Below are 24,936 nucleotides of genomic sequence, written 5' to 3'. Positions count from 1 at the left end.
AGAGACGCTATGCAAATAACTCCAGTCACCAATCAGTCGAACCCAGCGGAAAGTACCGGCGCTCGCGCTCGCGCTGCGCGCACATGGGACCTTATCAACAAGTCCGGCATCGTCATGGTGTTCGTGATCTTGTTCGTGGCTTTATCCCTGACCGTGCCGGGTTTCGTCAGTTCGCGCAACATCCAGGGCCTGCTGCTTTCGGTCACGCTGATCGGCTCCATCTCCGTCACCATGATGTTCGTACTGGCGCTTGGCGAGGTGGATTTATCGGTGGCATCCATCGTGGCGTTCGCGGGCGTGGTGGCGTCCACACTGATCACCGCGACGCATAGCGTCACGCTCGGTATAGCAGGCGGCGTGTTGGCGGGCGGCGCGGTCGGGCTGGTGAACGGCGTGCTGATTGCGCGCTGGAAGATCAACTCGCTGATCGTCACGCTGGCGATGATGGAAGTCGTACGCGGGCTTGCCTATATCACGTCGAACGGCGACGCCGTGATGATCTCCGAAGAGCGTTTCTTCGATCTTGGCGGCGGTTCGTTCCTAGGAATTTCGTACCCGATCTGGTCGAACATCATTGGTTTTGTGCTGTTTGGTTTTCTGTTGAAGAAGACGGTGTTCGGGAAGAACGTACTGGCCGTCGGCGGCAATAGCGAGGCGGCGTTGCTGGCGGGTTTGCCGGTCATGCGCATCAAGATCACGGTGTTCGTGCTGCAAGGGCTGGTGACCGGATTTGCGGGTGTGATGCTGGCATCGCGGATGAGCCTTGGCGATCCGAAGACATCGGTCGGGCTTGAGCTCGGGGTGATCTCCGCGTGCGTGCTGGGTGGCGTTTCGCTGACGGGCGGCGTAGCCACTATTTCCGGTGTGCTGGTCGGGGTGTTGATCATGGGCTCGGTGCAGGACGCGATGAGCCTCATGAATGTGCCCACGTTCTATCAGTACCTGATTCGTGGCGGGATCCTGCTGTTAGCCGTGTTGTTCGATCAGTATCGCAGGAGCAAACGAGTAGCTTAAAAAGGGCGCTCGCGCTGCCGGGAGAGCCGCCCGGCAGCGCGAGCAAAACTTACTCCTCAAACACCTCCACCTCGTGCCGCTTGCCAAGCAACATTGCGTCGGCAACATGTTGAAGTGGGCCGACATCCACGTCGCTGGCGTTAGTCGAAATCAAGTCGAAGAACCGGTCATAAAGACTCGGGTATTCCCGTTCCGGTCCAATGTCGACCACCTCCGCATCGATCTGCAAAAACTTCCCGCCCTGAGCCAAACGCAGAACGCCGTCGCGGGTTATTACCTCGATCTGCCACAACTCCACAGGGCCATGCCGCCAGTCGAATTCGGCCCGGATCGGCGTACCAAGGGCATCACTGAAATCGAGGTTCGCAGCAATCGGGTTGTGCCTGTTCGCCGGAACAAACAACTCGGCTGACTTCAAAAAGAACGTGTGCGGCAGGATGCGCGTCATGATGGATAGCGCATTGATACCCGGATCGAATACGCCGAGTCCACCCGGCTGCCAGATCCAGTCCTGACCCGGATGCCAGCGGCGAACATCCTCCTTCCATTGAACGTTCACCGCCGTGATCGCTTTCTCGGCGAGCCACGCGCGGGCGGCTTCAACCCCGGGTGCATGACGGGAATGCCAGGACGCAAACAAGGTGCATTGATTTTGCCGGGCCAGCCCGGCGAGCACGTCTACCTCGGTTACGCTCGCACCCGGTGGTTTTTCCAGCATCACATGCTTGCCTGCAGCAAGGGCAGCGCGGGCTTGCGCGAAACGGACTTGCGGCGGCGCGCACAACGACACGGCTTGCACCAGGGGCTCCGCCTTCAGCATGTCCTCGACATTCTGATAATTGTGGACCCCATCGATCCGCGCGTTCCTGCTTGCGCCGGCAATGAGTTTGAAGCCGGGGTGACCGGCGATAGCGGGTAAATGCTGATCGCGAGCGATCTTGCCGACGCCGGCAATGCCTATCGCAACTTGCTCTGTCATGGTTGGACCTTATTAATGCGAATGTCGTGGCACGTCGGCGCCACGACATCCTACGAGGAAATCAAAATCGCAGCCCTGATCGGCTTGCAGGACGTGATCGACATACAGCTTTCTATACCCGCTTGTGTCCGCAGTCGCAACTGTCTGTACTTCGGCCCAATTAGCGAGACGCTGGGTGAGTTCCGCGTCGCTGACATCGAGATGCAGTGTTCCGGCCAGGCAATCCAGCTCGATCCAGTCGCCTTCCTTCACCACCGCTAGCGGACCGCCGGCACGTGCTTCGGGGGCGACGTGCAGCACCACTGTGCCATATGCCGTGCCGCTCATCCGTGCGTCGGAGATCCGCACCATGTCGGTGACGCCTTGCGCCAGCAGCTTCGGCGGCAAGCCCATGTTGCCCACTTCGGCCATGCCCGGATAACCCTTCGGCCCGCAGTTCTTCAGCACAAGAACAGAGTCCTTTGTCACGTCCAGTTCTGGATCGCCGATGCGGGCTTTGTAATCATCGAAGTTTTCAAACACGACTGCGCGGCCACGATGCTTGAGCAAGGCCGCCGTTGCCGCCGAAGGTTTTACTACCGCGCCGTTCGGCGCGAGATTGCCTCGCACAATGCATAGGCCGCCATCCGGGACGAGGGGTTTATCGAGTGGACGGATGACTTCTTCATCGTAGATCGGCGCTTCTTTCGTGTTGTCCCAAAGCGAATGACCGTTCGCTGTCAGTGCGTCGGGATGAGGCAACAAGCCCGCTTCGCCCAAGCGCCGGATCACACCGGGCAAACCGCCCGCGTAATAAAACTCCTCCATCAGGAAGCGCCCGGATGGCTGCAGATCGACAAGCGTCGGCGTGCCGCGGCCGATACGCGTCCAGTCATCGAGTTCCAGGTTCACGCCGATACGCCCGGCAATCGCCTTCAAATGAATCGCTGCATTCGTCGATCCGCCGATCGCCGCGTTCACGCGAATCGCGTTCTCGAAGGCTTCTTTCGTCAGGAGTTTCGAGAGCCGTACATCCTGCAACGCCATCTCCACGATACGCATGCCCGACATATGCGCGAGCACGTAGCGCCTTGAGTCCACAGCCGGAATCGCGGCATTGTGCGGCAGCGTGACGCCGAGTGCTTCGGCCATGCAGGCCATCGTGGACGCCGTGCCCATGGTGTTGCAGGTACCGGCCGAGCGCGACATGCCCGCTTCCGCCGACATGAATTCGTGCAGCGTGATCTTGCCCGCCTTCACCTGTTCGCTGAGCTGCCAGACGACCGTGCCCGAGCCGATATCGCGGCCATGATGCTTGCCGTTGAGCATCGGGCCGCCGCTTACCGCAATGGCCGGCACGTCGCAACTGGCTGCGCCCATCAACAAGGCAGGCGTGGTTTTATCGCAGCCGACGAGCAGCACGACGGCATCCACGGGGTTCCCCCGGATCGATTCCTCGACGTCCATGCTCGCGAGATTGCGGGTAAACATTGCTGTTGGGCGCAGATTCGATTCGCCGTTGGAGAACACGGGGAATTCAACCGGGAATCCACCTGCCTCGAACACACCGCGCTTCACATGCTCGGCGAGCTTGCGGAAATGCGCATTGCACGGCGTGAGTTCGGACCACGTATTGCAGATGCCGATGATCGGCTTGCCCTGGAATTCGTGATCGGGGATGCCCTGGTTTTTCATCCAGCTTCGGTACATGAAACCGTTCTTGTCGGCAGCGCCGAACCATTGGGCTGAGCGCAGAGGGCGTTTTGCGTCGGACATCGATTTTTTCCTTAACCGTTTGCTATTTCAAGACTTCATACGCTCGAACGCGTCGGGCGTTCGAGACCTTTTTTGCGATTGCGTCAACTCCGGGATCCCAGCGCAACGGGATCGGCTTTGTTCGCGGGATCGTGTTGCTGTGCCGCATTCCGTCTTAGCTTCGAACCCGCTCGCTCACCCGACGCTGTCCCGTCGGACTTGCGCCGTGCCGCATGCCGTTCGATTACACGCTGCAACAAGCAGAACGCGCATAGCAGGGCGCCAATCACAATGCGGGTCCACCACGAGCTCAGCGTGCCGTCGAAGGTGATGAGCGTCTGGATGGTGCCGAGAATGCCCACGCCGAAGACCGAGCCGATCACATAACCGACGCCGCCCGTGAGCAAGGTCCCGCCTATGACCGTGGCGGCGATCGCATCGAGTTCCATGCCCTGGCCCTGCAAGCCGTAGCCCGACAGCACATACAGCGTGAACACCACGCCGCCGAGCGCCGAGCAGAACCCGCTTAACGCATAGACGCCGACCTTGGTGTGCGCCACCGGCAGCCCCATGAGCAACGCGGAACGTTCGTTGCCGCCAACCGCGTAGACGTTGCGCCCGAAGCGCGTGAAATGCGCGACGAAGATGGCAAGCAGAAGCGTTGCGATCGCGATCAGGCCGCCGGCCGTGATCGAGGCACCGTGAATGTCGATATGGAAGCCTGACAGCGCGTGGAAGCTGGGATCGTTGATGGTGATGGACTGCGTCGTGATCAGGAAACACGCGCCGCGCGCGAGGAACATGCCAGCCAGCGTGACAATGAACGGCTGCAGTTTGAAGAAGTGGATCAGCGCGCCCATGGCCGCACCGTACAACGCGCCCAGCACAAGCACGAGCGGCACGATCACCCATATGGACCAATGCAGGTGCTCGGTGAATACGGCGCAGAGAATGGTTGTCAAGGCCACGACCGAACCCACCGACAGGTCGATACCGCCCGAGACAATCACGAACGTCATGCCGATTGCGACGATCAGCAGGAAGGCGTTGTCGACGAGCAGGCCGAGCAGCACCTGCAGCGAGAAAAATCCGGTGTACATCACCGAGCCGAAACCGAACAGCGCGAAGAACAAAACGATGGTGACGACGATCGGCAGCGTACGCGGATCGACCAGGCGGTCGAGAAGGTTCCTCATTTTGCAGCCTCGGCAAGGGGCTTCTTCGGGGCGAAGGGGAAGGCGCGTTTTAGTTGCCGCATGATTACCGTGCGGGCGCTGGCAGACTGGATCACGCTGACCACCAGCACCACGGCCGCCTTCACAACGAGCGTGGCTTCAGGCGGCACGCCGATGGAATAAGTGGTGTACGTCAGCGTCTGGATGATCAACGCGCCGAGCACGGTGCCCGCAAGGCTGAACCTGCCGCCGAGCAGCGACGTGCCGCCGAGTGTCACGGCAAGGATCGCATCGAGTTCGAGCAGCAGGCCGGCGTTGTTGCCGTCGGCGCTGCGCACATTCGAACTGATCAAAATACCTGCTATGGCCGCGGTCAAACCGGAGAAGGTATACACGCCGAACACGATCGCACTTGACCGCAAGCCGACCAGTTTTGTTGCTACGGGATTGATGCCGATCGCGCGGATGAACATTCCAAGCGCCGTGCGATTCATGAGTAGTGCGGTCACCGCAATAGCGCCCGCGGCAACCCACACCGAGCACGGCATGCGAGCCAGATAACCGCCGCCGACCACCAGATATCCCGGCGCGCCGATGGGGATAATCTGGCCGCCCGTGAGCAACTGTGCGACGCCGCGGCCGGCCACCATCAGGATCAGCGTCGCGATGATCGGCTGCATGCCGACGAGCGCCACCAGCACGCCATTCCACATGCCGGCGAGCACGCCCACCGCAAGCGCGGCGGCGAGTGCTCCAGGGACGTGCGCCGGATTGTCGGCCAGGATGCTGGCCGCCGCCGCTCCGGCAATCGCGACGACCGCGCCGACGGAGATATCAATGCCGCGTGTCGCGATCACCAGCGTCATGCCGAGCGAGACGAGCACGAGCGGGGCGGCACGATTGAGAATGTCGATGGGCGCGCCGAACCAATGACCATCGAGCACGGAGATCGACAGGAAGTGTGCGTTCTGGCTCAGGTCGAGCAAGATCAGCAACACGAGCGTGAGGCACGGCCATACGAGAGGATGCTGCAGTGCGGCCTTGATCCGGTTCATCGGCTGCCTCCCGCAATGAGTTTATAAACCTGATCCTCCGATGCCGCATGTCCCTCGACCTCCGCCACCTTGCGCCGGTCGCGTAGCACGGCGATCCTGTGACTCACGCGCACGACCTCGCTCACCTCCGACGAGATGAAGACAATGCCGAGCCCTTTCGCGCAGAGTGCCAGCACGCGATCCATGATTTCGAATTTCGCCGCGACGTCGATGCCGCGCGTCGGTTCGTCGAGGATCAGCATTTTCGGTTCGGTTGCAAGCCAGCGCGCCAGCAGGACTTTCTGCTGGTTTCCACCCGACAAAAGTCCAATGGGCTGTTCGGCATCGGACGCCTTGATGCCGAGATGTTCGATGTAACTATCCGCTATCTGACGCTGTTTCGCCTTGCCGATAGTGCGCCACCAGCCGCGTCTTACCTGCAGCGCGAGAATAATGTTTTCGCGTATCGACAGATCAGCGACGATGCCTTCCTTCTTCCGGTCCTCCGGGCAATACCCTATGCCGCGACGCACCGCATCACGAGGAGAACGAAGCTTCACCGGCTTGCCGTCGATAGACATCGCACCCGCATCTGCGCGCTCAGCGCCGAACAGGAGCCGGGCGGTTTCGGTCCGGCCAGAACCGAGCAAACCCGCGAGTCCGAGAATCTGGCCCGGCTGCACGTCGATATCGACGGGATTCATGAGGCCGCGCCGGCCGATGCCACGCATCTCGAAGAAGGGCGGCACCGCGGCCTTGTGTGCCGGTGGCTCACCGGCCGCGCGCTTCAGGCGCTCGGTCATCCGTTCGTGGCCCACCATCTTTGAAACAAGTAATTCCACCGGTAAATCGCAGGCGAGATATTCACCTTCACTTTCACCATTACGCATGACCGTGATGCGATCCGACACTGCGTAGGTCTGCTCGAGGAAGTGCGTGACGAACAGGATCGCGATGCCCGATTGTTTGAGCTTGCGCAGGACGTCGAAGAGCCTTGCGACTTCACCATCATCGAGACTCGATGTCGGTTCATCGAGTATCAGCACGCGTGCGTCCACCGAGACCGCGCGCGCGATCGCCACCATCTGCTGCACGGCGATGGGATACGTATCGAGCGATTTGGTCACATCCAGGAAGACGTTAAGGTCGGCGAGCGCCGCTTCGGCCCGCGCATGAATGTTTTTCCAGTCAATAGCGCCATGCCGTTTCGGCTGCCGTCCGGCGAACACGTTTTCAGCGACGGATAGATTCGGGCACAGGTTCACTTCCTGATAAAGCGTCCGGATGCCGGCCGCTTCCGCGTTGAGCGGCGCAGCGAAATTAACGACTTCACCGCCTAGCCGTATCTCGCCGGCATCGTGTGTATGTACGCCGGTGAGCACGTTGATGAGCGTCGATTTGCCGGCGCCGTTCTGACCCATCAGCGTATGGATCTCGCCGGGAAACAAGCGGAAATCGACGTTCTGCAACGCCTTTACGCCGGGGAATGACTTGGAGATGCCGATGGTTTCGAGGATGGGTGAACCGGTCATGAGCGAGGCCGAAAGAGGAGGTTGGAAGTCCGCCGCAAGGCCGCCGTGTCGAGTGGACGGCGGCGCGGCGGACTCGCGGCAACTCAGTACTTGCGCTGCGGCAGTACTTGCGCGGCAACGCTCATCGGGAACACCGTTTCCTCGGTCACGATGCGCTTGGGCAAGGGTTTGCCCGCCACTACCTCCTTCACTGCGGTCATGAGTTGCGGTCCGAGCAGCGGACTGCATTCCACGTCGACGTTGATCTTGCCCGCGACCATGGCTTCGAAGCCGCCTTTGGTGGCGTCGAACGAGACGACGCTCACGTCCTTGCCGGGTTTCACGCCAGCCTCTTCCATTGCCTGGATTGCCCCGAGCGCCATGTCGTCGTTATGGGCGTAGACCACGTTGATCTGCTTGCCGTAGGTCTTGATGAAGGCTTCCATGACCTGTTTGCCGCCGGCGAGCGTGAAGTCGCCGCTTTGCGATGCGATGACCTTGAACTTCGGATCGTTCTTGATCACTTCCAGCAGGCCGGCGCGGCGGTCGTTGGCGGGCGCGGAGCCGACCGTGCCTTGCAACTCGGCGATGTTGATGGGACCTGGGTCGTTCTTGTAGTGATCTTCGAGCCATTTGCCGGCGCGCCGGCCTTCTTCGAGGAAGTCAGAGCCGATCATGGTTACGTATAACGACTTGTCTTTAACATCGATATTGCGGTCGGTGAGAATCACTGGAATCTTCGCGTTTTTCGCTTCGATGAGCACCGGTTCCCAGCCGGATTCCACGACGGGAGAGAACGCGATCACATCGACTTTCTGGGCAATATACGAGCGGATCGCCTTGATCTGGTTTTCTTGCTTTTGCTGGGCATCGGAGAATTTCAGATTGATGCCGGCGTCTTTGGCTGCGCTTTTGACTGAAACGGTATTGGCGGTGCGCCATGCGCTTTCCGCGCCGACTTGTGAGAAACCTAGGGTGATTTTGCTGTCTTCGGCGTAGGCAGTTACGCTTGCGGCCAGCATCAGCGCAGAACCAAGCAGCGCACCGATGGCTGCGCGTCGAGCATGTCTCATGTTTGTCTCCGATTTAGTTGTGTTTGTGTTCGGTACTGCCGCGATTATTGATGCGCGCGGTCGACTGGTTCGAGTACGTACCGGATTGAAGCGTAGCGCCGGGGTTCATGGCGGTCCAATCAGTTATTTGGCGTTTGCGATACCAGAATTGGTATGGGGAAGGGGAGGTTGACTCGCGCCGATGGATGAATCAGAAATACTGTTCGGATCAGATTAACAATCGGAGTGATTCCACTGCTTGAACTAACGCCGTCCGTGTAGACGCCTATGCAACGTGGAACTGCGCAGGTCAACGGTATAAGGCTTTGCCGCCGATCTGTTCATTTAACGTTGAACCCGCGCTTCACTTAACTTGGAACTATCCGTAAGTTTTCAAGCTAGTTGTCCCTGATTACTTTGGCGGGCGCTTTCGTAGAGGGCTGCACGACGATCCAGGATGTCTCGGTCAAGATCGTTGTGACGCTGGGCTGGCGTGACGAAACAGATCGTGCTGTGACTGACGCCGGCGTTTGTAGCAGGTTTTAAACTGGGCGAACGATTGCGCAAACGATTGGCAACATGCGGTTAGATCATCTTGCCAGCGCGCTATTGCTCAGCTCAAGCGGTCGTGTCAAGATTTTGTCTGGCGTGCCGTACTCCCGATCAATAATGCGCAACCGTTCTGCGCGATGCCGCGAAAGGGCGAAGGGACATGACTGAATCAGACTGGCCGATGGTCGGGGTATATCTTGTGTTGATGATAGGCACAGTGCTGCTCTTGAGCGCACTGTCCATGCGTGACAAATCACCAACCTCACATCGTAACGAACGCGGTCCGCAAACGTTTTAAGCCGATGCACCCCACGTTGCAAACCGGTCCCAGAACTTCACGAACTCCGGCCTGAAGTCTGAACCTGCCAAGCGCAATTAGCCGCACCCTCCTCGCACCGCAACCAGCGTGAGATTGTTGGAGAAGCTTGGTCTGACATACGTCGACGATTTTTTATCTTTGCGGATTTTGTGCCCAACTGGTGCTCGTTCGAAGTCTTTTGATTTGCAGCAGCAGCGGCGACGCACTCTCGGGAGCGAGCAACGGGTGCCATAGACGCGTTAATTGCGTCGATGACGGTGTCGGCCGGGTTGGCCTGCGTCGGGTGCCACATAAAGTGAAATCTGTGCCAGGTAAGTGAAAAACTTGACCGTCCGCGACAGTCGCTGATCGACCCGATAGCAGTCGGTCGACGTCGAATCATCGCAACGGCTGCTTGAAGCACAACGGCCGTTTGCCGTATGACAAACGTGTATTAAATGAGCCGATCACCGTTCTGCCTTGTCAACTAAATAGACGATAGGGAATGGCGGGCGTTTGATCCAAATAACGACGGCAACCCCGCCAAAACCTTCGCCGAATTGCAGGCTGCGGCTGCCACTGCCACCTAAAAAGCAGGCGCCTGGTCGTACCGATACCTCTGGGACGACGATCGCCCTGTCACCGGGATTACGGCCCCAGCCTATAAACACGCACAGTGAACTGTGAATTACATTCGTATTACATCCATGCAGTCGCTGGTCATCCGGGTTCACATTGCCGCTGAATGACCAGCAAGCCTCCCTCCCACATTCTTGAGTTGCTCCTGTCAGCGATGTCGCTCGCCTTGGACTAACGTTAATGCTCTTCAGTTGCAGTTGTTCGATGCCGATATACAGAAACGGGCCGCACGACGAGGACCGCTTCGTGGCTGAAGTGCTCGAGTGCAAGACGGAGCTTGTTTGCGTTGTGGCCCTGTGCACAGGCACGTCAAAATCAACGGGCGATGGGAGTCAATGGGATTGCTTGAAAGAATTCGTAGGATGCTCCTGATCCCGACATGGGCGCAATGGCAGCGGTGGTCTTTAACCGCGAAACTTACAGGCGTAGGCGCGCTCGTCGGCGTCCTCGGGCTTGCACTTGGCATCTATATGGCTATACCCGCGACTGTGAGTGACGCGTATGCCGTTGATGGTTCCCGTCACGATGAATACCTCGAATTATTCCGAACCGGACAGTTCGGTCAGCGGGACAAGCTGCGCATTGGGTGCGTTGAGTGGAGTGAAGCATCGTGCGTAGCTGCAGGCAACTTTCTGCGATTGTTGAGCGAGGCAGGCTGGGAAATCGATTCGGACAGAGTATTCAGAATGCAGCAGTTAGTGCCGGTTGACGGCGTATCGATTGCCGGCCGCGGTGATGACATGGTGGACTTGCCAAAAGTACCACCGCACATGGGGCATTGGGGTCGAGTGGACGTTAGCCAAGAAGTATTGATAGCAGCATTTAAGCTGATGGGGGGGCCGGTTAATTTTTCCAGTGACCCGACATTACAGCCAGGCACCATCGGAGTCTACTTTGGGCCGAAGCCGAAGTTGGAAGCACCAACCACAAAAGCGAATGAAAAGGCGCGCCGTGCGCTTCTCAACTACATTGGTTCGGGAATGGTTGTTCAGCGGGCCTGCTCTCAAGAGTCATCCGAGCTTTGCGCGGGAGAGCTCTTCGCCTGGGAGGATGCTGTGTCTTCGTTTCTGAAGCAGCAAAGGTTCGACCCCAATGCTGTGGGCAAGTGGTTCGCCTTGCCGCAGGCCAATGCAGCGTCTGCGGCTTCAGACATGAACACAAAACTGAATGTGCTGATGTCGTTCGTACTGGGCGTTGAGTAGCGTTTACAAGTAAGCCCGACGATCGCATGACAAAAATGCCCGCGTGGTAGATCACGCCTGATGGCCGACCTCGGTCCGATGTCGAACAGCCGAAGTCGACCCCTTCAGATCCCCAGGAAGCGGCCGTTCTACGTTGATATGGCGAGACGTCGAGAGCGGGCTAGGTGAAGAGAAATAAAGCGAAATGGCGGATGCTGCGCGACTAACCAGCTGTAATATCAAACGGGCTGATCGCTGCAGTGGCTGGTATAGAAACTGATGCCATTGCCATCGGGATCCTGCATCGAGAAATAGTGGTGGCCGTATAGCTCCCCATCCGCGATAGCTGATGGTGCATATCCTTTACCGATCAGGCCGACCCTGTAGGATTCCAGATCCGCTGTTGTACCCCCCGCGATCATCAGGTCTATTTTTTCGCTGCTGAAATCAGGCCTCTGGCCATTCTGACTGTTCCGCAAAGCGTCAGCCTGATCATCGCCCTTTTGGAACAGCAGCAAATGCGTGCCACCACGCATTTCAACGATCGCCATTCCAGGAAAGGTGCTGAATGCGCGCAGACCTAAACCAATATAGAAGCTATAGCTCGCCGCAACATCTTGCACTTTCATAACAAAGTGACCAAGGGTCACGGCAGGCAATAGATCTTCCTTTTCATGTTCGTTCATAACGTACCCCAAGGAGTTAGCTGAGAAACAATCTTGCGCCGCGAGCATCGCTGCGCTAATCTGACTGACCAGTCGGAAATGTTATACGACTGATCAGTCGGAAAAGCAAGGGGTTGTTGTGACGCGAAAAAAGGAAATCGACAAAGACAGGGTTTTAGATGCTGCCGAGGCCGTAATCCTCGAATCTGGTGGCCGAAATTTCACACTCGATGCCGTCGCCGAGCGCGCGGGAATCAGCAAGGGCGGTCTCGTCTATAGCTTTCCAACTAAGGATGGATTGGTACACGCGGCGCTGGAACGAGAAGTAGCCCGTTTTCAGGAGGCAGTACGTCGGCGACTGGGCAGTGGACCGACTGGGCCGGTCGAATTGGTCCTCGCGTATATCGAGGAAGCACTGGACGAGGACGACGCCACGACCCAAAAGGCGGCCTTTCTCGTAACCGCCTTGGTGCACGCCCCTGACATGCTGGAGCCGGTGCGACGCCATTACCGCGCTCTGCTCGATCCGCTTCGATCGGAATATGGCGAGGTTGCTGAAGTCCGTCATGCACTGCTGGCTGTTGAAGGTATTTTTCTGCTCCGAGGACTCGGGTTCGTAGAGGTTTCCCCCGACGAGCAAAAATCCGTCCTGCTCCACGCGCGCAATATCGTCCTTGCGGCGTTGGATAGACAAGCATAGCGCTCGCTCCGAGAATCAGAGGGTCAACGATGAGCGCGGCGATCGCCCAATTCCGGCATGCCGCGTTCAACGCATCCAGGGTCGCCCGCTCACGGCCCACGGAGGGAAACGGAAGCCGCTTAACATCGAATAGAAGCGGATCCTAGCGATGTTTCGGGGTCGAGTTCTATCTACCGATCTTGAGGCCCGGCGGCCAGCTCTGATAGGACGGGCGCGTCTTAGTTTCGAGCGCCAAGAGTCCGTCTCAAACCGGGACACGAGCGCCGTATTGCCAGCGAAATGAAGGTCGATTGTGGGCAATGTAGGTCGCGTAATCGAGTGTCCCTTCACGGCTGAAGCCGGAAGTCCCAGGCCGCCTGCGCAGGCGCTAAGGCCGGCCCGAAATGGGTAACCGTTGCCAAAGGCGGGCAGTTCATCATTGCTTCAACTCCAAACGTTTTACTGTAGCGTCGTCGATCGAACGAAACACATACGTTCGATGCTCCTCCCCACAGTAGCCGGTTGTCGCTATCAAAAACGTCGGCAACGTTACGTCGACGGACAAGTCGTTTTGTACTTTCGAAACCCGAACTCCGCGCACATCGACGGCACATCCGTCTCCTACCTCTGTAATCGCCGAGAGGACAAAGTACGGCCAGTTGGACGCGGCGCTGCGTTCGCCAGGCGGGCCGAAAATGGCGAGGTATTGATGTACGTTGTTCCCGCGTGCGAACCCTTCGATCACGAATGTTGCTACAGCAACCGTACCGAGGTCCGGGACGTCGACGAACCTAGTCCTTCGACCGTTGAGAACGGAACGCCGACGACGGTTCGATGGTCGAAACGCCCTTCTCGCCCGCGAGGCCTCGTTAGTTGCCTCGGTAAAGATCATGCATGTGCGATGCCTCGTCACTGTTCTGAAAATCCTCCAGCTCGCGTATCACTTGCGCGCGTGTTTTTCCAAGGGAAACGGGGGTGCCGGCGTGACAGCCGGAACCGCGACCGCTGGATCCTGCGGGGCGTTGCCGGCCGCCACCGACTCGTTCGGGTTGGTCGCTGATTGGGCGAAGCATCCGCCTGCTGTGACTCCAGCCATCAGGGCAAGACAGGCGGTGATTGATTGATGAAGTTTCATGAGCGTTCTCCTTCGGAGTTTAAGGGATCGGCCTGTGCATCTTTCGCCGACCGACAGCAGTCCCCACACGAGCCAAGGCGGGTTCAGCTCCGGCGACGATCAACCGATCCGGGTGCGCTCGACGAATGCCCTTGCAGCGTTGCTGTCATAGTCATTCTTGGTCGGGCGACACGCCGTCGCAACGCACATGCGTAGGCGATGGACAAGCAACGCAGGCGAAAGATGTATGCACTCCTGTTGGCCGATCCGGGGTGATGTATCAGGTAGTCGCCCTTCATGACGGAGCTCCTTTCCAGACCGTCCAGGTGCGGGCAAGGGCGCATCCCGTTGCTGATACATTTGTGGCTGATGGCAGGAATGACGACCTGCTATTCTGTTTTTATCGCACTGTGGCGACGCACGAGGGTGTTGTGCGCCCGTGACCACCCGCGCCGCTTTCGCTGGAATTTGCCGTCTTACTCCGTTAGCCACGTTCGATAGGACCTGTCTAACCAGTGGTGCGCCTTAGGCGCCTCTCGATGCCGCGACTATCCGCCCACGGCGGCTTTCCTAATCAAGCAGCCTTATGAGATCGTCAGGCTTCGTAGTACGGAAGTTTAGGTCGGCGGCTTTGGAACGTGCGTTCCGTATGGACTATGCACGTCGCTACGCGGGCCAACGAAGGCTCGCTGGCGCCGGCAGCATACTGATGTGGATCATGTTTGTTGGCCGTGATTGGTGGCTGCTGAACGCGCTTGATCCCAGCATCCTCTTCGACATTGGCTATGTTCGCCTTGCAGGCGTCGTGGGTATGGCTGTGCCGATATGGTTGATGTGGGGACCGCGCGGCCTTGACGAACGCTGGGCTGTCAGATGCCTTTGTGTAGGGACGCTGAGCAGCTGGTTGGCCCTATTGGGATTGATGATGCTTTACCCGATGGCCCTGGCCGGCCGGGAAATTTTCCCCGGTTTTTTGCTTATCCTTTTCGTGATATTCACGTCGTTTCGACTTCGCGCAATCACGGCAGCGTGGTTAGTCGGACTATGCGCTGTTACCTTCAACCTTACCGAACTGTGCCTTTACCTTTGGCCATGGGGTAACGTTTCCACGCTGGCAGCCGACACGGTTTCCCGCGGGACTATGGTGTCTATCATGTATCTCGTTGGCATTGTCGTCTGCATTCAGTTTGAACTCGCTGCCCGGCGCGAATTTGTGTTCCGGCGGACGTTGCGCGCAGCCAAGGCACGCATTGAAGCGGCATCCCGCGCAGTCAACCAGCAAAATGAACGTATGAAAGAACTCGTTAAAGAGAAGGAACGGTTCTTCTCATCGGCCTACCACGACATCCAGCAGCCCCTCGCCGCGATCAACCTCTTCATCCGTAGCGCGCAGATAAAACTCGAAGATGAACACGCCGCAAGTCACGATCTCGACGTCATCGAGGAGACGGCACGCGACATCCTCGACATGTTCAAGGATATTCAGGACTATAGCGAACTAGGCTCGTACATCCCGCACCTGTCGCCGGTCGATACGCAGGACGTGCTGACGGAGGTTTTCGAGCAATACCTTGAACCGGCGAGGGCGCGGGGCATCGAATTCAGAATCAGCGTGCATCGCCGCCGCCCACCGGCCATTGAAAGTGACCGCTCTTTGTTCAAGCGGGTATTGTCCAATTTCATATCGAATGCGATCAAGAACACCTCCGTGGGTGGTGTCGTTGTCGGCTGGGTGGAGATCGGGGAACGGCTTCGCATAGACGTGTGGGACACGGGCGTCGGTATCTCGCCCGTGCATCGGGATGCGATATTCGCCGAGTACTATCAGATCGACAACCCGGGTCGCGATCGCTCGAAAGGCCTCGGGCTCGGTCTGTCTATAGTCCACCGGGTTGTCGGGATTCTGCCAAAGCACAGCATGCGTTTCTGGTCGGTCGAGGGGCGCGGATCGCGCTTTTCGCTGTACGCCCCGATATCGCAAATGGCACCAGTCATCGGGACGGACGATCAAAAGAGCGACACATGCACGTCCATCCTTAAGGGCAAATACGTCTTGCTCTGCGACGATGAGCCGACCGTTCTCGAAGGCCTGCGCCGGTTGTTCCTCAGTGCTGGCGCACTGGTGGATGCTGCCGAGTCGATGACGGGATTCGAAGCGATTCTGGCCGATGAAGGCCGCGCACCCGACATCATCGTCACCGACATCCGGCTTCGCGACGGGCCGACCGGTATCGAGGTTGCCGAACGGATCAGGCAGCATTTCGCTTGGGCGGGCGTGCTTCCCGTCGCGTTCATCACAGGCGAACTGGTGTCTCCTCGGGCACTTCGCGATTTCGCCGAGCCGTTCGTGCTGTTGCGGAAATCTTCCACGCCGGAAAGCACGCTCGCTGAAGTCAGTCGGTTCGTGGCCGCCCAACAGCCGACAGGCTTCGATCATGCGCGGGATCCGTGACCGGTGGGACGCCCAGTTTGATCCCTCTATCCGCCAGCGTGACGATGAGCTCCGTACGGCGCCGCAGATTGAAATGCGCGAGCAGATGACTGACGTATTTGCGTACCGTAATGTCCTCGATCCCCATTCTCAGCGCAATTGCCTTGGAGGGAAGTCCGCGCACCAGCCACGCCAACGTTTCGAACTCTCTCGGAGTGAGTCCCAGCTCGGATGCGTTGCTCATTTCTGAATTACCGCTCGACTGCGCTTTCACAGGTCCATTTGCCGGAGTCTCGTCCGTGCCCATGTCACGCCTGAGCCTTGCGATGCTGGAGGCGGGCAGGAATACGCCCCCGGCAAGCACCGCGCTTATTGCTGCATGAAGCGCTTCAGGAGGCGACGATTTGGGCACGTATCCCATGGCGCGAAGTTCGATGCATCGACTAATGGTTTCCACGCTCTCGTCGGCCGATATCACAATCACCGGTAACGATGGTCGCGACTCCTTCAATTCGGCAAGCGCGTTGCAACCGTGGCCATCGGGAAGGTCGAGATCGAGAAAAACGATGTTCAGGAGCTCGCCAAGAGCATGATTCACGCCTTGCGACAACGTGCTCGCGTGCAGCAACTCGATGTTCGGAAAGAGCTCTCTCAGTAGCAGCGCCAATCCGGCTCTGAATAGCTCGTGATCGTCGACGATCAGTACGCGCATTTCATCGTCTCCCAGAACCGCTTTCGAGGCGAGCTGCAGTTACACGGCGGATGATGCTACATCCGTAGCAATCATCCGCTGTGTTCAAATTGCATAGTACACGCAGCGCACCGGTGCCACGGGCAGGCGATATGATGCACCTCTCGTAGCGCCGAACTTCCGTCGCCGCCCCTGAACCGCGCTTCGAGTCTGGCAATAGCAGCCGTTCGTCGCTTTCAGACCCCTTGGGCAAGATGCCATTACAATCCAGCACTTCGAACCGACAACCGTGATTTGCGCCATGAGATACCTCCTTGCATCGACACTTGCAGCGGTCATCGCGGTCGCAAGCCCGGCCGCGAAAGCCGAAACATCCGGGGGCAGCGATACACCCAAACAGCAGTGCGCCATTGGGTCTGTTACCGGCGTTGGCGGATCGGCACAGAGCTTTCGTGAATACCTTGCGACCCCCGACAGAGACAAATATCGCTACCTTGCAGACAACCCGATCCAATGCAAGGTCTCCGACGAGGGTCGCGCGTCTGGCTGTACCGGTGTCACAAGCCTTCGGCATGAAAGAGTCAGCGTGTACGACGACATCGACAGCGCGACGATGGCCGTGGTCGCGCGCGTGGAACTCGACCGGGGGACATACCCGGTGATTATCGTTGTGCTAAAGCAGGACGTGCAATGCGAGGAGTGAATGTCATCACGCTACCACCGCCTTTCGGTTCGACTGCGTTGCCGATCATGCGCCGGAAAGCAACGCTCCCGCGCCAGGGACGATCGGCTCAAGCTTGAGCCGATCCAGCATGCCCCGGACGGTGCATACCGCAGTCGAAACGGTGCGGATTCCCAGCATGTCTTCAATGCGCTGAATCGCCGGCAATGAGGGCATTTGGACGCATGCGGACGCCACCACTACGTCCGCGCCTTCCGTGTTCAGGCCCCGAACGTCGTTGACCAGTTGCATCGGGTCGCGCAGACCGACTTCAAGGTTGTCGGGAATCTCAAAGCAGAGGGAATCGATTACTTCAATGCCTTCGTTTTCGATATAAGCGACAACGAGGTCGGTCAAGGGCCGCATGTACGGCGCCATAAGCGAAATCCGGCGAGCGCCCATGATCTTCAGACCTTCTACCAAAGCTCCCGCGGAGGTCATGACAGGTGCCATGCAATGATTGGCACGAGCAGCCTCCAACAGTTCGCGTTCAGTTTCCCGATGATATCCGGGTCCCATCGCCATGATCGCGACCAGGCATGCCGTGCTCATGACATCAACACGAGCGTCGGCGAGTTCCGCCGCGCAACGCAAGCCCTCCTTGTTCATTGCTACCAATTCCTCCTTCGTGACCTTGTGCATTCTCATCCGGCTCGAATGGAACGTGAACCGCTCGGGGCGGATCGCTTCACGAGCACGCAACATGGCGGGAATTTCAGTTTCCATGGTCGTATTTGAGCTTGGAACGATCTGTCCAATACGAAAATTTTGAGACATTTTCTTCTCCGAAATAACTTTAGGTATCCAAAATTCTGAGCTGTCTCAGTCCGGCATGCCTGCGCCACGCGTTTCAGGCAAGAACCATGGCAGCACGATGCCGAGCAGATACACCGAACCGAGTACCAAAGCAGCCTGCGACACGCCGCCGAACGATTTGATCATGCTGCCCGCAATGATTGGGAAGACCCATGCGATCAGGCGCGCCGCATTGAAAACGAAACTGATCGCGGTGGAACGCACGCTGCTGGTGAAAAGTTCGCATGGGTAGATTGCCATCCAGACATAGGCGCAGCCCAGGGTGAAGAAGCCATTGATCGGGGCCACGACCAACATCGCTTCGACGCTCGTCGTGAGCTTGTACGTGATAAACGTTGTTACCAACGCACCGACGAAAGTCAGCGACAGGAAGGCCCGCCGGCCAATTGCATCTACTACGAAGCCTGCGATCATGTAAGCCACGATCGCGCCAATGGTGTACGCGATCGATATCTTCGAGCCCCACGACAAGGCGTCCCGTATACCCTCGGCTTTAGCGAGCGACACGGTGTAGGTCGGCAGCCAACTGGAAATGGCCCACCAGCCGACGGTCGTAACAATCGACAGCACCAGCAGAAGCACCGTGCGGCGCAGCGCTTCCAGTTCACTGAACAGTTGTGTGAGCGTGAAGGGGCGCTTCCCGGATGCAGGTGCGTCGCCCGCAACCCGCTGGGTGCTTGTCGCACTCCAGCGTTTCTCGCTCACCGCGCGTTGCCATTTCTCCGACTCGTTGATCCCGCGGCGGATGTACAGCACAAAGAACGCCGGGACTGCGCCAAGCACGAACATCAGCCGCCAGGTTTCGGCACCGAGTGGATGCGCCGACGAAAGCGCGTACCACACGACCGCTGCGATCAGCGTGCCCCAGCCGAAGCCCGATTGCAGGAAGCCCGCCCCTTTCGCACGAGCCCGCTCCGGCCAGGTTTCCGACAGCAGCGCGACGCCCGTGCTCCATTCGCTGCCCATTGCGAGGCCAGTCAGGAAACGCAGCCCGCACAACACCCAGAAGGTTTGCGAGAACGCAGTCAAACCCGACAACACCGCATAGAGGAATACGGACCAGAGCATCATCCGCTTGCGTCCGACATAGTCCGCGAGAATCCCGCCAACCAGACCGCCCGCCCCCCAGCCAAGCAACGTGATGCCGATTACCAGACCCGCGTAAGTCGTGGGGGACGCGGCTTGCGCCGGCGACAGCACCGAATGCAGCATCGGCCCAAGAACAACGACGAGTGCCAGTGCCTCGTAGCCGTCGAAAATCCAGCCGAGAAAGCTTGCCTTCAGCACACGCCAGTGCATCGACGTGAGACCCTCGTACCAGTGAGTTCGCGAGCTCAAAGCAAGTTGTTTGTGGTCCATCTTTCGTCTCCTTCATATTTTCAACAGAGCTTTCATGCGTTCCCGCCGTACACCGGCCTGTGCTTCTGAAAAGGCTGATGTCCCGGCGGTCAGGACAATGTTGCCTCCTCGACATAAAATCGCGATGCACGCTGCCCGGCCCCGCGCCTTGACCGATGGTCCTGCGCGGATCGAACTCCATGGCACATAGGATGCCGGTTGCCGGGCGTATTGAAAACTTCTCAATGTTCAATACAGGCATCGCCAAACGCGATGGGTGCAAACTGACCGGATATCCAACCCGAAGGAGCGAGGATGCGTGTTTCAGCAGATCGGCCGTTGCGACTCGATATGGAGTCCCTGCGCATTTTCGTGGCTGTCATCGAGGAGGGCAGCATTGCTGCGGCGGCAGCCCGCACGCACATCGTGGCATCGGCCGTCAGTAAGCGCGTATCAGATCTCGAAGACGACGCCGGCACGCTACTGCTGTATCGGCACAGCCGCGGTGTTCAAGCTACGCCTGCGGGCGAGGCGCTTTATCATCATGCGAAGCGGCTGAGCGAACACCTGCAGCAAATTTCGGACGAACTGTCTGAATATTCGGCAGGATTGAGGGGGCATGCCCGGATTTATGTGAACTTTACCGCCATGGTCCAGTATCTGCCTGGCGTGCTGCGCTCCTTCCTGCGCACAAATCCGAAAGTGCGGATCGATATGGTCGAGAAATCGAGCGATGAAGTGGTGCAGGCGATCGCAAGCGGCGTCGCCGATCTCGGCATCTGCTCGGCCAGCGAGGACTCCCTCGGCGATCTGCAGTGGCGTCCGTACAGCGTCGATAAGCTGGTCGTGATCGTGCCGTCGGATCATCGGCTCGTCGAGCGCACAAGCGTGACCTTCGCGGAAGCTCTGGAGGACGACGTTGTCAGCATGCCGCACGGTACGTCCATTCCGAAATTGTGTCGCGCCGCCGCTGAGCGTGCCGGCAGGCGGCTTCGCGTGCGCATAGAGGTGACAAGTTTCGAGGGAGTGCGCAACATGGTCAGCGCGGGTCTCGGCATTGGTGTGCTGCCCAAGGGAAGCGTGACACCTTATATGCATTCGGTACCGTTTCGCGTCGTTGAGCTTGACGAACCGTGGTCGCTGCGGCCGCTGTTAATAATCGCGCGCAATTTTGACACACTGCCGCTTCCAGCGCGCATGCTGGTCGATCACCTCGACAAGCACCGAGGCAACGTGTCATGAGGGCTGTTGCAAGTCGATGGCGAGCCGCACAGCGCGCGGTTTGATAGAGCTAGCGCGCCATCGCGGTTCGCGATGGGTGGCGTCGCTACTTATTGATTTACGCCGTGGGCCGGGTTTCTTAGCATTCGTTCAGGGAAGTTCTGATCAAGGTATTAACCCTTTCAATTCCTGGAGCGCGCAACATGGACCCCAAATTCCCTATCAAGGTAGCAATCCTCGACGACTATCAGAACGTCGCGCTGAGCGTGGCGGACTGGTCGCCCCTTGAGAACCTGGCAGACGTTACGGTGTTCAACGACCACGTCGCCGATATCGGGAATCTGATTCAACGCCTGCAGCCATTCGACGTCGTATGCGTGATGCGAGAACGCACACCGCTGTCCCGCGTGGTCATCGAAAGCCTGCCGAACCTGAAGCTAATTGCCTCGACCGGCCCGGGGAATGCGTCGATCGATCAGGAGGCTGCTGCGGAACGCGGCATCGAAATTCGTCATACGGGCTATTCGTCCACGCCGACGATCGAGCTGACATGGGCGCTGATTCTCGCGATGGCCCGCAATATTCCCCTCGAGAATCAGTCCGTGCGTGAGGGAGGCTGGCAGCTTTCGCTGGGCGAAGAACTAGCGGGTAAGACGCTCGGATTGCTGGGTCTTGGCCATATCGGCTCGGCTGTCGGCATCATCGGGCGGGCATTCAGAATGAACGTCATCGCGTGGAGTCAGAACCTCACCGCGGAGCGTGCCGCGGAAAAGGGCGTGCAGCTAGTCAGCAAGGATGTACTGTTCTCCACGGCAGATTTCTTGTCGATCCACGTGCGGTTTAGCGAGCGAACCCGAGGTTTGGTCGGCACGACGGAACTCGCGCAGATGAAACCCACAAGCCGGCTGATCAATACGTCCAGGGGACCGATCGTCGACCACGTCGCCCTGCTTGGGGCACTTACGACCGGTCAGATTGCCGGCGCCGCACTGGACGTATACGACGTCGAACCGCTCGACAATCCGCACCCTCTGCGCGAATTGCTCAACGTGCTCGCGACGCCGCATATCGGCTATGTGTCGAAGGAGTTGTATCGCACCTTCTATAACGATTCTGTGCAGAACATCGTTCGGTGGCTTGATGAAACCGGACGTTCTGCGCAAGGCTAGCGGAGGAGATGATCCTCGCGAGGTCCGTCTGGTACTCGAGGTCCTTGTGTTGCGCCGACCGGTCTCGCGAATGACTCGATGAACAGGGACTGTTGATTTGCACGGAATCCTGACCCAGGATTCCGTGCAAATCAACACTATCGACCCTTGTCGAATGAATTGACCGCTGCATGACGACAACCGACCCGTTCAGCATCCGGTGGATTGTAGCCAACGAACAACTGAAGCACAGCCTGTGCATCGACACACGCATGGAGTTGCTCCCGGAAGTGGTGGTCGCAGAAGCGCTGCGCTACGTCAGCCAGTAGATGCAGATGCGTACTGTTGGCCGATTCCGGGACCAATAGCACGACCACGTCGCCCACGGGATTTCCGTCGGGCGCATCAAACGGAATGGGTGTCGTCGGACGGACATACAACGTTATGGCCCGGCGCAGCCCCTTGATTCGACCGTGCGGAACGGCAACCCCCTGACCCAGCGCGGTCGAGCCTAACGATTCGCGCGCCTCGAGGCCTGCGATCACGGTCGCCGCCGGCAGCCCGAAGCGTTGTTCGCAGAAGCGGCCAAGGTGCACGAAAAGCGACTCCCGGTTAGCGACGTCCAGGCCGAGCAGGACGTGATCCCGGGCGAGCAGTTGCGCAAGAGTGTCGTTTCCAGAAGCCATTTCGTCCGATTGACCGGCCGGGTCGACACTCGGAGGAGACGTGGGATGCATCAGATCCCGCCAGGCTTCGGTGGGGGCATGAGGGATCTCAAACAGTTGCCCTAACTCGGCATTCGGTGCCAGATGCGCGACTCGCTGAATCGCCCCGCTCACTACCTCCTTGGGGAGATAGAGCGATAGACTCACGCGGCCCGTTCCGTATAGAGGCACGAGGCGAATGGTCCACGGCTGACCGGCGCAATCGCGGATCAGAGCCTGACGCAACGGGGTAGCGTGCTGCGCGTCGAGCGTGACATGCATCATCACATTGCGGCCAGATGCGAGACGTGACCGGCGGTGGACGGGGGGCTTGCCCGATGCGAAAAGAGCCCGCAGGGCCGCCAGTGTGTGCATCATATCGCTCCCGTTTTCCGCCACTCAATCCAAGGCTATCAAGACCGATGCTAACGTTCCGTAAAAATCACCGGTGCAACGGACTGCACTGTCAGCCCGGCCCTGGCTCGAACAGCGAATCACCTGAACTATCGCAGCCGGTCGCCATTGCTGACGAAGGCGCCCGGAAGGCGATAATTGCGCCGATGAAAAGCAGGTCCATATTCCGTCTTCATCATCGAATTTATATGTCTTTAGTTCTAAATATAGGTAAAGACTGATAAATGCCGGGTCAAGAGATCGGGGAGACTCATAAAAAAGAAGTAAAACAGTGCCGGAATTTCACGTCGACCGAGGACCGTATCATGTCGGCTGGGAGCGTTGTTCACAATTTCCTTTTGAGTGACTCAAGTCGGCCGGCCATCGTCTGTCGCCGACAGACGCTACGCGACCGGGGCGACGCGAAGAAAGCTGTGCGCATGCTTCGAAAACATATCGAGCAAACTCAGCGGGGAAGGGCAAAGCTGTTTCCGCAACCGCAGCGCGGCCAAAGCATCGTGACCCGGTTCGCGCGGCCCCGTGCGAGCTATTCCTGCTTCGGCGTCGCGTAAAATTTCCCGGCGTGCGCCCAGTTCGTCGGAGGGATTTCGACGAATATGACGTCGATAGATTCGACCGGACAATTCAACACGTCCGAAGTGAGCTTTGTCACCTCCTCGACGTACTTGGCCTTTTGCTCGTGTGTCCGCCCTGGCGACAACTCGATCCTGACGATTGGCATTTGATTTCTCCGTTGGTTAGTGATTGCTGGCATATGCCGGCGTTGTTGGCATTCGTTCGACCGCCGACAATGGTAAAGGAGGTGCGCATGCTGTGGCAGAAAGTCGTCGAGCCGACATAGGAGATCCGCGAATCGGCGAAATCCTAAATGAAGCGTCGCGACCCGACAGTGTTTGCAGAAATCGACCGCCTGATGCAAGCGGTGTTTGGCGTCTAACGCAATCGATATGCGATGGATTCGATATCGAGCCAATATCGAATCAAAGGGAAGGGCAAGGCTAATACGAAGCGAGCGGCGGTCGGGACGACGCGCGTTATGGTCGACCAGTTCATTGCGGCGCCACCGGACGCGAGGCACCGGATGTCTCATTCCACGCCGCATTGAACGTTGCAAGTTTGGCCGCGTGCTGCCTTATGCAAAGAGCATACGCAATGTGAACCACGCAAGTCTGTGATCGGCAGCACGCGACCCCGAGCTGACGTTCATCGTTCTATGAAGCGGACATTGACTCAAGGTAAGCTGATCTGCTTCTGAAGCTGTCCACGGATCGCTTGAAGTCATCATCTTGAGTACATACCCGGGACGAGCGTCTCATTCGCTACCCGCTGCACTGTACCCTGCCATGAGCGCCTCGGCCTCCGTCGCGAACGGATGCAGGCTGTCTACCGCGAGGCGTATCAACACAGCCATGGGACGAGTAGAACTCGTACTTCTGCCAACGGTTGATGCCTACCTCGGTGTCTTGCATGCGCCGTTCCAACTTCGCGCTCGTGAAGTTGCGGTCCCGATGGTTCACCGCCTTGAACTTGCTTCCGTCGATTACCACAAGCGCTTCAGAGAACAGATCCTGGCCCTGGTGCTGACATAACATGACAAATTGCCGGCAACCGCTGCGGATGTCCGGTGGGCCTTGAGGAGGAGGTCAGGCTGACGTCGTTCGTCCATGACAAGATCAACATGCTCGGACGCTACTCGTTCGCGGTGCCGGTGGCCATCGCACGCACTGAATTGCGCCCACTGCGCGATTCAACCGATCCGTAGGTCGGGACGCTGCCATTGCTCCCCGGACCCGTTATTTTTTTACGTCTTGTGCCTTATGTCTGG

21 protein-coding genes and 1 pseudogene are annotated in these 24,936 nt (G+C 58.5%); 8 read left to right on the top strand and 14 right to left on the bottom strand.

The features are described 5' to 3' along the window. The first annotated feature begins 9 nt into the window (after positions 1 to 9). Entirely contained in the window at positions 10 to 1,014 is a 1,005-nt protein-coding gene (araH, locus tag EOS_RS20715) for an L-arabinose ABC transporter permease AraH (RefSeq protein WP_047848566.1), read from the top strand. 49 nt (positions 1,015 to 1,063) lie between these two features. On the opposite strand, the gene EOS_RS20710 is transcribed toward araH, so the two are convergent. The 6 genes from EOS_RS20710 to EOS_RS20685 all read right to left on the bottom strand — a co-directional run bounded on the left by EOS_RS20710 (position 1,064) and on the right by EOS_RS20685 (position 8,520). Next, a complete protein-coding gene (locus EOS_RS20710; RefSeq protein ID WP_047848565.1) occupies positions 1,064 to 1,993 on the bottom strand; it encodes a Gfo/Idh/MocA family protein in 930 nt (309 codons plus the stop codon). Between the two features lie 12 nt (positions 1,994 to 2,005). Beyond that, on the bottom strand, positions 2,006 to 3,748 hold the full coding sequence (locus tag EOS_RS20705; protein ID WP_047848564.1) for an IlvD/Edd family dehydratase: 1,743 nt from the start codon (positions 3,746 to 3,748) through the stop codon (positions 2,006 to 2,008). Positions 3,749 to 3,831: 83 nt separating this feature from the next. Further along, complete coding sequence (gene yjfF, locus EOS_RS20700; protein WP_047848563.1) at positions 3,832 to 4,923, bottom strand: galactofuranose ABC transporter, permease protein YjfF; 1,092 nt, start codon at positions 4,921 to 4,923, stop codon at positions 3,832 to 3,834. Further along, positions 4,920 to 5,957: an ABC transporter permease gene (locus EOS_RS20695; RefSeq protein WP_047848562.1), complete on the bottom strand. Its 1,038-nt coding sequence runs from the start codon at positions 5,955 to 5,957 to the stop codon at positions 4,920 to 4,922. Before EOS_RS20695 ends, yjfF begins: the two co-directional genes overlap by 4 nt. Next, a complete protein-coding gene (locus EOS_RS20690) occupies positions 5,954 to 7,468 on the bottom strand; it encodes a sugar ABC transporter ATP-binding protein (protein ID WP_047848561.1) in 1,515 nt (504 codons plus the stop codon). Before EOS_RS20690 ends, EOS_RS20695 begins: the two co-directional genes overlap by 4 nt. Positions 7,469 to 7,551: 83 nt before the next feature. Then, positions 7,552 to 8,520, bottom strand: coding sequence for an ABC transporter substrate-binding protein (locus EOS_RS20685; RefSeq protein WP_047848560.1), 969 nt, complete (start codon positions 8,518 to 8,520; stop codon positions 7,552 to 7,554). A 1,830-nt stretch (positions 8,521 to 10,350) separates the two neighbouring features. Between EOS_RS20685 and EOS_RS20680 the strand changes: the two genes are divergently transcribed. After that, on the top strand, positions 10,351 to 11,190 hold the full coding sequence (locus EOS_RS20680) for a hypothetical protein (protein ID WP_200908678.1): 840 nt from the start codon (positions 10,351 to 10,353) through the stop codon (positions 11,188 to 11,190). A 218-nt stretch (positions 11,191 to 11,408) separates the two neighbouring features. On the opposite strand, the gene EOS_RS20675 is transcribed toward EOS_RS20680, so the two are convergent. After that, entirely contained in the window at positions 11,409 to 11,855 is a 447-nt protein-coding gene (locus tag EOS_RS20675) for a VOC family protein (protein ID WP_047848559.1), read from the bottom strand. A gap of 118 nt (positions 11,856 to 11,973) precedes the next feature. Between EOS_RS20675 and EOS_RS44675 the strand changes: the two genes are divergently transcribed. Beyond that, positions 11,974 to 12,534, top strand: a complete 561-nt coding sequence (locus tag EOS_RS44675) for a TetR/AcrR family transcriptional regulator (protein ID WP_075645376.1) — start codon at positions 11,974 to 11,976, stop codon at positions 12,532 to 12,534. A 919-nt stretch (positions 12,535 to 13,453) separates the two neighbouring features. Here the strand turns inward: EOS_RS44675 and EOS_RS20660 are convergent. After that, a complete protein-coding gene (locus EOS_RS20660) occupies positions 13,454 to 13,648 on the bottom strand; it encodes a hypothetical protein (RefSeq protein WP_047848556.1) in 195 nt (64 codons plus the stop codon). A gap of 1,132 nt (positions 13,649 to 14,780) precedes the next feature. Here EOS_RS20660 and EOS_RS20655 point away from each other — a divergent pair. After that, positions 14,781 to 16,079, top strand: a complete 1,299-nt coding sequence (locus tag EOS_RS20655) for a hybrid sensor histidine kinase/response regulator (protein ID WP_160312515.1) — start codon at positions 14,781 to 14,783, stop codon at positions 16,077 to 16,079. Here EOS_RS20655 and EOS_RS20650 read toward each other — a convergent pair. Then, entirely contained in the window at positions 16,021 to 16,770 is a 750-nt protein-coding gene (locus tag EOS_RS20650) for a response regulator (protein ID WP_047848554.1), read from the bottom strand. The two genes, EOS_RS20655 and EOS_RS20650, sit on opposite strands and share 59 nt — an antisense overlap. Positions 16,771 to 17,050: 280 nt before the next feature. Between EOS_RS20650 and EOS_RS20645 the strand changes: the two genes are divergently transcribed. Further along, positions 17,051 to 17,452, top strand: a complete 402-nt coding sequence (locus EOS_RS20645; RefSeq protein WP_047848553.1) for a hypothetical protein — start codon at positions 17,051 to 17,053, stop codon at positions 17,450 to 17,452. Positions 17,453 to 17,497: 45 nt separating this feature from the next. On the opposite strand, the gene EOS_RS20640 is transcribed toward EOS_RS20645, so the two are convergent. Together EOS_RS20640 and EOS_RS20635 are read right to left on the bottom strand one after the other, a co-directional pair. Further along, positions 17,498 to 18,247 carry a maleate cis-trans isomerase family protein gene (locus EOS_RS20640; protein ID WP_047848552.1) on the bottom strand — a complete coding sequence of 250 codons (750 nt, stop codon included), beginning with the start codon at positions 18,245 to 18,247 and terminating at the stop codon, positions 17,498 to 17,500. Between the two features lie 45 nt (positions 18,248 to 18,292). Beyond that, the gene (locus EOS_RS20635; protein ID WP_047848551.1) at positions 18,293 to 19,645 is read right to left on the bottom strand and encodes an MFS transporter; all 1,353 of its coding nucleotides are present in this window, start codon (positions 19,643 to 19,645) and stop codon (positions 18,293 to 18,295) included. 294 nt (positions 19,646 to 19,939) lie between these two features. On the opposite strand from EOS_RS20635, the gene EOS_RS20630 reads away from it, so the two are divergent. Continuing rightward, a complete protein-coding gene (locus EOS_RS20630; protein WP_047848550.1) occupies positions 19,940 to 20,866 on the top strand; it encodes a LysR family transcriptional regulator in 927 nt (308 codons plus the stop codon). A gap of 182 nt (positions 20,867 to 21,048) precedes the next feature. Further along, complete coding sequence (locus EOS_RS20625; RefSeq protein ID WP_047848549.1) at positions 21,049 to 22,014, top strand: D-2-hydroxyacid dehydrogenase family protein; 966 nt, start codon at positions 21,049 to 21,051, stop codon at positions 22,012 to 22,014. Between the two features lie 137 nt (positions 22,015 to 22,151). On the opposite strand, the gene EOS_RS43615 is transcribed toward EOS_RS20625, so the two are convergent. The 3 genes and pseudogenes from EOS_RS43615 to EOS_RS44670 form a co-directional block, all read right to left on the bottom strand. Then, on the bottom strand, positions 22,152 to 23,075 hold the full coding sequence (locus tag EOS_RS43615; protein ID WP_082163441.1) for a PTS sugar transporter subunit IIA: 924 nt from the start codon (positions 23,073 to 23,075) through the stop codon (positions 22,152 to 22,154). Between the two features lie 562 nt (positions 23,076 to 23,637). Continuing rightward, positions 23,638 to 23,832, bottom strand: coding sequence for a 4-oxalocrotonate tautomerase (locus tag EOS_RS20615; protein WP_047848548.1), 195 nt, complete (start codon positions 23,830 to 23,832; stop codon positions 23,638 to 23,640). 738 nt (positions 23,833 to 24,570) lie between these two features. After that, positions 24,571 to 24,730 (bottom strand): annotated as a pseudogene (locus EOS_RS44670) (IS5/IS1182 family transposase); the annotation flags it as partial. A 5-nt stretch (positions 24,731 to 24,735) separates the two neighbouring features. Between EOS_RS44670 and EOS_RS47120 the strand changes: the two are divergent. Then, positions 24,736 to 24,873, top strand: coding sequence for a hypothetical protein (locus EOS_RS47120; protein ID WP_160312514.1), 138 nt, complete (start codon positions 24,736 to 24,738; stop codon positions 24,871 to 24,873). Positions 24,874 to 24,936 lie beyond the last annotated feature (63 nt).

It is taken from the genome of Caballeronia mineralivorans PML1(12) (assembly GCF_001028175.1).
In the GTDB taxonomy this organism is placed as follows: Bacteria; Pseudomonadota; Gammaproteobacteria; order Burkholderiales; family Burkholderiaceae; genus Caballeronia; species Caballeronia mineralivorans.
The sequence above is the reverse complement of the archived record's forward strand: the minus strand, read 5'-3'. Positions and strand labels throughout refer to the sequence as shown.